The following is a 7,735-nucleotide window of genomic DNA, read 5'->3' as shown; positions in this document are numbered from 1 at the left end:
CAGGCTGAAGCCTTGGGTACGACCGATTTGAATGGTGGCGCGCTCTTCAACGCTGAGTTCGGTATAAGACATAGGGGCAGCACCGTACCGGAAAGGTCAGGTGTTGCACTCAGTTTTTGCCGCCGCCCCCTCTAAAAAACCACTCAAGACATAGTCAGAGACATCACTCCCACTGAACTCATTCCGAAACTGTTTATCGAACCTTGCTTTACCCCGATGACAACAACGATTATACATCTGAAACAAAGCATGCACATCTATATTCTCATTGCCCACATAAAAGCCAGCAGGAGGATATTTCTTTCTAAAAGACTCCCAATCCGACCCATCATTTCTGCGCACAAATTGATCATAATAATCAGGGGCTTCATCTTTCAACACCACCAGATACCAGCCCCAGAATAAATCAAATTTACTAACACTCATTACACTAGCAATAGCACAGAGATGCCTGTAACACTTCTCCAACTCTCTCGGCTTTATTCTAAAAGTTTTCGCAACAGCCAAAATTATGATTTGCTCTTTAGCCAACCCGTAATCACCTGCCAATACTGCAGAGTTATTCGGAGCAGTATGTCTTTGCTCTTCCCATCTAGGCCGCCCAGCATAAACGGTGACTATCGGACTATCTCTAACTGGTCGCACATCAAAATTCAGCGTACTAACCCATCTATCTAGATCACTATAATCGAGAGAGTATTCCGCATCGAAAAATCGCTTTAAGTATCTTTCCGCCCCAAACCCAGCGCCATATACTGCACCAACTGAGTGCTTTAACTGCTCGGTATCCGTTGCAATAATAAACTTGCAATTCTCTATATCAAAAAAATGTTTGATCCGCTCAAGCAACTCTATCGCATAAGTTGGCCTGCAGCGATCCAGTTCATCTATAAATATGTACAATGGTAAAACCTTGCCTTCCTTAGACTTGGCCTGGTTTTTTGCAGCTGAAGCTGCAAGCTCTGAAAATTTCTTTTTAAACCCTGCAATGACCTTTAACGTATCTTGGTTGCTCTTCAAGAGATTATCCAAGGCGACCTCAGCTGCCTCAGCAACACTTTCTTTTTCTACGGCGTCAGTCAATGCTGCCACCTCAACACCAGTGACCTTCTTCAAGATGCCCTTAGCAATCACAGGTGTTGCAGCAATAATTGCTTTCGATGCCTGCCTCCTAAAACCTTCAAGCTTCGCAACTGCTTGTTCCTTGGAGCCGATCAGTTCACCAAGGCCATCATGAATAATAGATGTCAGCGCAATGAACGGATCACCCGAGTAGTCATTCTCCCATGCATTGAAGTAAATACATGCACGGCTCATAGAGAGCTCATCCCTCCAATTAGTCAGAAAGAAAGTCTTCCCGGCTCCCCAAGGAGCATTGATATTTAAAACTTTGACATCAGGATTATTATCCAGGTAGCGAGTAATGAATCTCGAGACACCTTGGCGGTTCATCTTGTCGTGCGCCCAAGGCACCGGCTTAATCTCTACCATGTAGCTCTCCATTACAGTTCGACACTCACCTAAACAACAACTGATCGCTGTCGTTTCTGTGAGCAGGTCTCATCCCAGTTGAAGCCGGCTATCGGCCCAAATTCCGAATCACCGCTACTGCACGCACAGCTTCAGCCCCCGCTCGATAATCGGGCTGACGGAAACCTTCCAGGTAGTACCAGTGCCCTGTGCTGCCGGGTCATCCCGCCAGATTGGGTCGATTTCAGCCCAGCCATACGTTTTGGCTACCGTGCGGGCAGAGCCGTTAACGGCATAGGCCACACCGTCCGCCTCAAACACAACCCAGGATGCGCCCTCGCAACGAACCGAACCTTGAGCCACAGTGAATGGCCACTTCTCACCGTATTCACTCTGGCTTACGGCCTGGCCTTGAGGAGTGCTACCCTCCTCCCCGCCCGAGCACATGGAAACGGCCACCGCGATAATCGCCAGTAACCCCACACCCCCAGCCACCTGCTGCCCCAGGGTCACGCCTGGGTTGGCGACGCCGCAGCTCGGGCAGGTTTTCGCGTGGGTATCCACCTGGTGTTTGCAGGACTTGCATGGCTTCAATGCCATCGGATGTCTCCTTTCTCTAAGCACCGGCTCTTGTGGCCGGCTCTTCACAAAACAGCGAGCCCCCGGGCTCAGCTGGCGTCCTCCTCGGTATCCCCTAGCGATTGCGCAAGCGCATCAGTAAGCCGGCGCACCGAGGCTTGGTCTTTTTCGGGCAGTGCTCGGTAATTAGCGAGCACCTTCGACTCGCCCGGGGTGAGGTCACCGGATTTGCTGACGTCGCGCACACCGGTAAGTACGTACATGACATCGATACCAATGGCAGCCACGGCCACCAGGTAGGCAGCATCAGGTGAGCGGGCATCTCGCTCATAGCTGCCCTGCGTATTCCTGTTAACCCCACCGACTTGAGCCAGGTCTTCCTGCTTGAGTGTCAGGCGAATTCGCTCATCCCGTAGCCGATTTCCCAAAGAACCGTTTGTCAATCATCACCCATTTCAAAGATCGATTTATTGTGCGCATATTCGGGTCTGTGAACACGAACGAACACGGATGCCCGAATATGCCCACGCTTCTAACCCCCGAGCAAGCCCGCGCGGCCCTTGGTCGCGAGGGGAAAAGCATTGCCCAGTTCTGCCGCCAGCACGCGCTGAACAAGAGCCTGGTCAGTGACCTGCTGAACGGCCGCAAGAAAGGCCTGCGCGGCGAGGCGCACCGCGCCGCCGTGCTCCTGGGCCTGAAGGACGGCACCACGGAGGCACGCTAATGCGCAGCCTCGCCGACCGAAACAAGAAAGCCCGCACTGCCGTACTCGACAGCCGCCGCAAGGTGCTGAGCGCAGTGATCACCACCTACCCGGGCGGCCGCGAGTGCGCCGCCGCCCGCCTGGGCCTGGAGCTCAAGCGCTTCGATAACCAGGCCTACGAGAACACCGGGCACCGCCCGCTGGCCGATGACCAGATCCACCGCCTGGAGCAGGACATCGGCACCACCCACCTGCCCGACTACATCTGCCACCTCTACGGCGGCGTCTTCGTGCCGCTGCCCGAGCCGGATGCGCTGGAGAACCTCGACCTCTACGGCCGCGGCGTACAAACCAGCGTGGCCCGGGGCCGGGTGGACCAGGTGATCGCCCAGGCCCTGGCCGATGGGGTGATAGACGAGGCCGAGCTGGCCGAGATCATCGCCACCCACCGCCAGCACATCGCCGCCCGCCACGCCGAGGTGGGCGCCGTGATCACCCTGCACCGCCGCTCAGGAGGCCAGCCATGAACACCACCCCCCAACCCACCTACACCGTGCTCAAGGGCGACACCCACGGGCAGCTCATCGAGCTGGACATTCCCGTGGGTGCGGTCCGCTCGCCGAGGGAGACCCAGGCGGCCTTTCACCGCCGGGTCGCCACGGCCCAACGGGTCATTCGACCGGGAACTGGTAGCGCATCTGCTTGCTGTCATCGCGGAACAGCTCCAGCGCGAACGGCTGCGCCAGCTTGTACAGGTCGAGAACCGTGTAGTCCTTGCCTGGTACAGCTCCCGCCGAAATGAGCGAGAGCTCGATGGTGTAGGCCATGGCCAGGTACTCGTCCGCCAGTTCGCCGGGTACCACTTCGTGCAGTTTGCCGATCAGTGCTTTGGTCATTTCGAGCATCCATTCCTGAGGTCAAAGGGAAGCCGATGAATAACACACCCCAGCCCATGCCGTTTGCAGCGGCCGGCCGCAGCGCCCAGGCCGGGAGGCCGGCCCGATGAGCGTCTACAAGCTGGTCTGCCCCGCCTGCGGCCACCGCATGCGCATACGCACTTCCCAGGGCCAGACGCCCTGCTTCCGCTCCACCTACTACGAGTGCACCAACATCCTGTGCGCGGCCACCTTCGCCGGAGCGGTGACCATCGAATACCAGCTCAGCCCCTCCGGCCTGGAACGGCCGCTGATGGAGCTGCCCCTGGCCCCGTCGCGCATCCGCCAGAAGGCGCGCCAGGACCAGGCCGGCGATACGGCACAGGTCGATCTGTTCGATTCCATGGAGGCTTCGACATGAACCACACCCCGCCCACCCACCACCAGGACTACCGCGAGGCGATGCAGGACGCCGCCCGCGCCTTTCTCCAGCGCCACCAGGCCGAGCACCTGGGCGATGAGCAGGTGCTCTTCACCCGCGCGGTCAACCACCTGCACCTGGCCCTGGAGGTACCCCAGTACCTGGCCGAGAACCTGGTCGGCCTGGCCTACGGCGCGCTGCGCTCGGAGGGCCAGCGCCTGCGCCTGGATGTAGCCGCCAGCAGCGCCTGCACGGTGGTGCTCACCGACCCGCGCAGCGGCCTGACCTTCACCGTGCCGGTAGCGGTGATCGCCCACCACCTGATCGACACCCCGGCCCGCCGCACCCTGCGCGCGGTCAGCTGAAGCCCTGAACCCATCCCCTTCCCTGTGCCCGCCTCGCGTGGGCAGGGGGAGGCTGCATCCGGAGGTGGCCATGCCGCTGCTCGATGTCTCCATCCGCCTGGACCGCCGGCAGGCACGGTCCTTCCTCACCTTCCTGCACTGCCAGTACCAGCAGGCCATGAGCGAGTGCTGGTACTCCGACCGCTACCGCCACACCCCGGAGGGCTTCCGCGGCCGCCAGGTGCTGCAGGACCACCCCCACATCGCCGGCCTGGTGCGGCTCTGCCGCGAACTGAGCCGCCAGCTGGACCATTAGGAGACCGCCATGCACACGAAATTGGACATGCAGGTGAAAACCCTTGCCCCTCACCTGCACGCCCTGGCCAGCCGCCACGGCATGCTCAGCCAGCTGCGCCAGGTGGCCGATACCGAGGAATGCTTCGAGGCCCGCTCGGAACGCAGCCACTGGGTGGAGGAGTGCCTGCTCACGCTGATGCGCCTGGGCCGGCTGAGCGCCGATGAGTTGCCCCGCCTCGAGGAGGAAACCGAGCGCCTGCTGGCCCTGGGGGAGGACGCCACGCCGTGAAAGCCATGGAGCAGGAGATCCGCATCGAGGTGCTGCGGCGCCTGCAGGCCGACTACGGCCTGCGGCCCATCGCCGGCACGCAGTACATGCGCAAGGGCAAGTGCCCGGCCTGCGGCAAGCTGGAGCTGTATTCGCGCCAGGACGAGCCCTGGTTCATCAAGTGCGGCCGCCAGAGCAAGTGCAACGAACAGTGGCACGTGAAGGAGCTGTACGAGGACCTCTTCGACGACTACAGCCAGCGCGCCCCGGCCACCGATGCCAACCCGCGCGCCTCGGCCGACAGCTACCTGGCGTTCGCCCGCGGCTTCGAGCTGCAGCGCATCAAGGGCTGGTACAGCCAGGAGAGCCACTGGGACCGCGACGCCAACGCTGGCAGCGCTACGGTGCGCTTTGCCCTGGAGGGTGGTGGCTACTGGGAGCGGCTGATCGACCGCCCGCAGCGCTTCGGCCGCAAGAAGGCCCGCTTCAAGCCGGGCTTCAGCTACAAGGGCCGCTGGTGGTGCCCGCCGAGCCTGGACCTGTTCGCGGTAAAGGAGCTGTGGCTGGTGGAGGGCATCTTCGACGCCATCGCCCTGCTCCACCACGGCATCGACGCGGTGGCCACCCTGAGCAGCAATGCCTTCCCGCTCGAGTCGCTGCAGGCGCTGGCCCGCAACCGGGGCGGCAAGCTGCCGGCGCTGGTCTGGGCCCTGGACAACGAGCCCGGGGCGCGCCGCTACACCCGCAAGCACGTGGCGGCGGCCCGGGAGCTGGGCTACCGCTGCGAGGCGGCGCTGATCCCCCAGCGTGACCGCGCGCTGGACTGGAACGACCTGCACCAGCGCTGGCGCTTCATCGAGGGCGAGGAGGCACGCCTGGAGCAGTGCAAGCGCGATGTCGCCGAGGCGCGCTACCACGGCTCGCTGCTGCTGGCCGAGAGCCCCGGCGAGAAGGGGCTGCTGATGTACGAATGGCGCGAGCGCCACGAATTCCACTTCACCTACGAGAACCGCCTGTTCTGGTTCCGCCTGGACCTGGAGAAGCTCAACAAGGCCATGCAGCACCTGGAGGGCTCGGAGCGCCACGAGGACAAGCTGCTCAACGATCGCCAGCGCCGCGAGAAGGCGCTGCGCCAGTGCGGCGCGGTGACGGAAATCGCCAACTGCACCTTCGAGGCGCTGTACTTCCAGCGCAACGAGATCACGGACGAGTCCTGGTACTACTTCCGTGTGGATTTCCCCCACGACGCGCCCACGGTGCGCAACACCTTCACCGGTGGCCAGGTGGCGGCCGCCAGCGAGTTCAAGAAGCGCCTGCTGGGCATGGCCGCCGGCGCAGTGTTCAGCGGCACCGGCGGCCAGCTGGAGCGCATCATGCGTGACCAGCTCTTCGCGCTGAAGACGGTGGAGACGATCGACTACATCGGCTACAGCCGCCCCCACGGCTGCTACGTGCTGGGCGACATCGCCGTGCGCGGCGGCATCGTGGTGCCGGCCAACGTCGAGGACTATTTCGAGTTCAAGGGCCTGCGCCTGAAGACCCTGCAGAAGTCCATCCAGCTCGATGTCGCCCGCAGCGAGCAGGGCTATCGGGGCGAGTGGCTGGACTGGCTCTGGACCTGCTTCGGCGCCCAGGGGCTGATCGCCCTCGCCTTCTGGTTCGGCGCGCTGTTCGCCGAGCAGATCCGCGCCGAGTTCCAGTCCTACCCCTTCCTCGAGGTCACGGGCGAGGCCGGTGCCGGCAAGACCACGCTGCTGACCTTCCTGTGGAAGCTCCTCGGCCGCCCCGACGAGGAAGGCAAGGACCCGTCCAAGATGAGCCGCGCCGGCCTGCGCCGCTGGATGAGCCAGGTGGCCAACATGCCCCTGGTGATGCTCGAGGCCGACCGCAGCGACGGCGAACGCAACCTCACCAAGGCCTTCGACTGGGACGAGTTCAAGCCCATGTACAACGGCGGCAGCCTGGGGGTGACTGGGGTGAAGACCGCCGGTAACGAGACCTACGAGCCGCCCTTCCGCGGTGCACTGGTCATCAGCCAGAACGCGACGGTGGTGGCCTCCGAGGCCATCCTCACGCGCATCGTCAAGCTGCACTTCGTGCGCCCGCAGCTGACCACCGCCAGCCGCGCGGCGGCAGACAACCTCAACCACCTGAGCACCCGGGACGTGAGCCACTTCCTGCTGCTGGCAGTGAAGGCCGAGCACCAGGTGCTGGAGTGCTTCCGCGAGCGGGTGAAGGCCCACGAGCAGAGGCTGCGCGGCCTGCGCGAGATTCGCGTGGAGCGGATCATCAAGAACCACGCCCAGCAGCAGGCCCTGGTAGACGCCCTGCGCCTGGTGGTGCCCCTTACCGACGCCCAGCACCAGGCCGCCCTGGACGAGCTGCAGGCCATGGCCCTGGCGCGCCAGGACGCCATCAACGCCGACCCGAGCGAGGTGGCGGAATTCTGGGAGGTGTACGACTACCTCGAATCCCTCAGCGAGGAGCCGGTGGTGAACCACAGCAAGCGGCCCGAGCTGATCGCCATCAACCTCAACGAGTTCTGCCAGCGCGCCTCCGAGCACCGCCAGCAGCTGGCGGACGTCGGCACCCTGCGCGAGCTGCTCAAGCGCAGCCGTAGCCGCCCCTTCCTCGCCAACAAGTCGGTCGACAGCGCCGTGCGCACCGCCTTCAACGCCCGCAACTCGGCCATGAACAGCCGCGCCACCACGGTGAAGTGCTGGACCTTCAAGGCTTCATGAACCCCGCCGGCACTGCAACGCCGGCCCAACGCAAGGA

The 7,735-nt window shown here is 62.4% G+C and carries 11 protein-coding genes; 7 read left to right on the top strand and 4 right to left on the bottom strand.

The annotated features are described in order from the left end of the window. Positions 1-96: 96 nt before the first annotated feature. The 3 genes from DMX10_RS17035 to DMX10_RS17025 form a co-directional block, all read right to left on the bottom strand. On the bottom strand, positions 97-1,491 hold the full coding sequence (locus DMX10_RS17035) for a P-loop NTPase fold protein (protein WP_158545609.1): 1,395 nt from the start codon (positions 1,489-1,491) through the stop codon (positions 97-99). Between the two features lie 114 nt (positions 1,492-1,605). Further along, the gene (locus DMX10_RS17030; protein ID WP_178082970.1) at positions 1,606-2,070 is read right to left on the bottom strand and encodes a DUF2511 domain-containing protein; all 465 of its coding nucleotides are present in this window, start codon (positions 2,068-2,070) and stop codon (positions 1,606-1,608) included. Between the two features lie 68 nt (positions 2,071-2,138). Then, positions 2,139-2,492 (bottom strand): helix-turn-helix domain-containing protein, encoded by a 354-nt coding sequence (locus DMX10_RS17025; RefSeq protein ID WP_111262172.1) that lies wholly within the window; start codon positions 2,490-2,492, stop codon positions 2,139-2,141. Positions 2,493-2,569: 77 nt separating this feature from the next. Between DMX10_RS17025 and DMX10_RS17020 the strand changes: the two genes are divergently transcribed. Both DMX10_RS17020 and DMX10_RS17015 read left to right on the top strand, forming a co-directional pair. Beyond that, on the top strand, positions 2,570-2,773 hold the full coding sequence (locus tag DMX10_RS17020) for a DNA-binding protein (protein ID WP_111262171.1): 204 nt from the start codon (positions 2,570-2,572) through the stop codon (positions 2,771-2,773). Further along, positions 2,773-3,279: a YmfL family putative regulatory protein gene (locus DMX10_RS17015; RefSeq protein WP_178082969.1), complete on the top strand. Its 507-nt coding sequence runs from the start codon at positions 2,773-2,775 to the stop codon at positions 3,277-3,279. The genes DMX10_RS17020 and DMX10_RS17015 overlap by 1 nt, the downstream gene beginning before the upstream one ends. A gap of 144 nt (positions 3,280-3,423) precedes the next feature. Here DMX10_RS17015 and DMX10_RS17010 read toward each other — a convergent pair whose 3' ends face one another. Further along, positions 3,424-3,648: a hypothetical protein gene (locus DMX10_RS17010; protein WP_111262170.1), complete on the bottom strand. Its 225-nt coding sequence runs from the start codon at positions 3,646-3,648 to the stop codon at positions 3,424-3,426. Between the two features lie 106 nt (positions 3,649-3,754). On the opposite strand from DMX10_RS17010, the gene DMX10_RS17005 reads away from it, so the two are divergent. The 5 genes from DMX10_RS17005 to DMX10_RS16985 all read left to right on the top strand — a co-directional run bounded on the left by DMX10_RS17005 (position 3,755) and on the right by DMX10_RS16985 (position 7,698). Continuing rightward, positions 3,755-4,048: an ogr/Delta-like zinc finger family protein gene (locus DMX10_RS17005; protein WP_111262169.1), complete on the top strand. Its 294-nt coding sequence runs from the start codon at positions 3,755-3,757 to the stop codon at positions 4,046-4,048. Next, on the top strand, positions 4,045-4,413 hold the full coding sequence (locus tag DMX10_RS32515; protein WP_146603021.1) for a hypothetical protein: 369 nt from the start codon (positions 4,045-4,047) through the stop codon (positions 4,411-4,413). Before DMX10_RS17005 ends, DMX10_RS32515 begins: the two co-directional genes overlap by 4 nt. A 70-nt stretch (positions 4,414-4,483) precedes the next feature. Further along, a complete protein-coding gene (locus DMX10_RS16995; RefSeq protein WP_111262168.1) occupies positions 4,484-4,708 on the top strand; it encodes a hypothetical protein in 225 nt (74 codons plus the stop codon). A 9-nt stretch (positions 4,709-4,717) separates the two neighbouring features. Next, complete coding sequence (locus DMX10_RS16990) at positions 4,718-4,978, top strand: hypothetical protein (protein ID WP_146603020.1); 261 nt, start codon at positions 4,718-4,720, stop codon at positions 4,976-4,978. Positions 4,979-4,983: 5 nt separating this feature from the next. After that, positions 4,984-7,698 (top strand): toprim domain-containing protein, encoded by a 2,715-nt coding sequence (locus DMX10_RS16985; RefSeq protein WP_111262175.1) that lies wholly within the window; start codon positions 4,984-4,986, stop codon positions 7,696-7,698. The last annotated feature ends 37 nt before the right edge of the window (positions 7,699-7,735 follow it).

This window comes from Pseudomonas sp. 57B-090624, assembly GCF_003234055.1.
In the GTDB taxonomy this organism is placed as follows: Bacteria; Pseudomonadota; Gammaproteobacteria; order Pseudomonadales; family Pseudomonadaceae; genus Metapseudomonas; species Metapseudomonas tohonis.
The sequence above is the reverse complement of the archived record's forward strand: the minus strand, read 5'-3'. Positions and strand labels throughout refer to the sequence as shown.

What these genes read in the sequence shown, in the direction of transcription:
- DMX10_RS17035 (WP_158545609.1), bottom strand. Translation starts at nt 1,491, where the DNA reads ATGGTAGAGATTAAGCCGGTGCCTTGGGCGCACGACAAGATGAACCGC.
- DMX10_RS17030 (WP_178082970.1), bottom strand. Translation starts at nt 2,070, where the DNA reads ATGGCATTGAAGCCATGCAAGTCCTGCAAACACCAGGTGGATACCCAC.
- DMX10_RS17020 (WP_111262171.1), top strand. Translation starts at nt 2,570, where the DNA reads ATGCCCACGCTTCTAACCCCCGAGCAAGCCCGCGCGGCCCTTGGTCGC.
- DMX10_RS17015 (WP_178082969.1), top strand. Translation starts at nt 2,773, where the DNA reads ATGCGCAGCCTCGCCGACCGAAACAAGAAAGCCCGCACTGCCGTACTC.
- DMX10_RS17010 (WP_111262170.1), bottom strand. Translation starts at nt 3,648, where the DNA reads ATGACCAAAGCACTGATCGGCAAACTGCACGAAGTGGTACCCGGCGAA.
- DMX10_RS17005 (WP_111262169.1), top strand. Translation starts at nt 3,755, where the DNA reads ATGAGCGTCTACAAGCTGGTCTGCCCCGCCTGCGGCCACCGCATGCGC.
- DMX10_RS32515 (WP_146603021.1), top strand. Translation starts at nt 4,045, where the DNA reads ATGAACCACACCCCGCCCACCCACCACCAGGACTACCGCGAGGCGATG.
- DMX10_RS16995 (WP_111262168.1), top strand. Translation starts at nt 4,484, where the DNA reads ATGCCGCTGCTCGATGTCTCCATCCGCCTGGACCGCCGGCAGGCACGG.
- DMX10_RS16990 (WP_146603020.1), top strand. Translation starts at nt 4,718, where the DNA reads ATGCACACGAAATTGGACATGCAGGTGAAAACCCTTGCCCCTCACCTG.
- DMX10_RS16985 (WP_111262175.1), top strand. Translation starts at nt 4,984, where the DNA reads ATGGAGCAGGAGATCCGCATCGAGGTGCTGCGGCGCCTGCAGGCCGAC.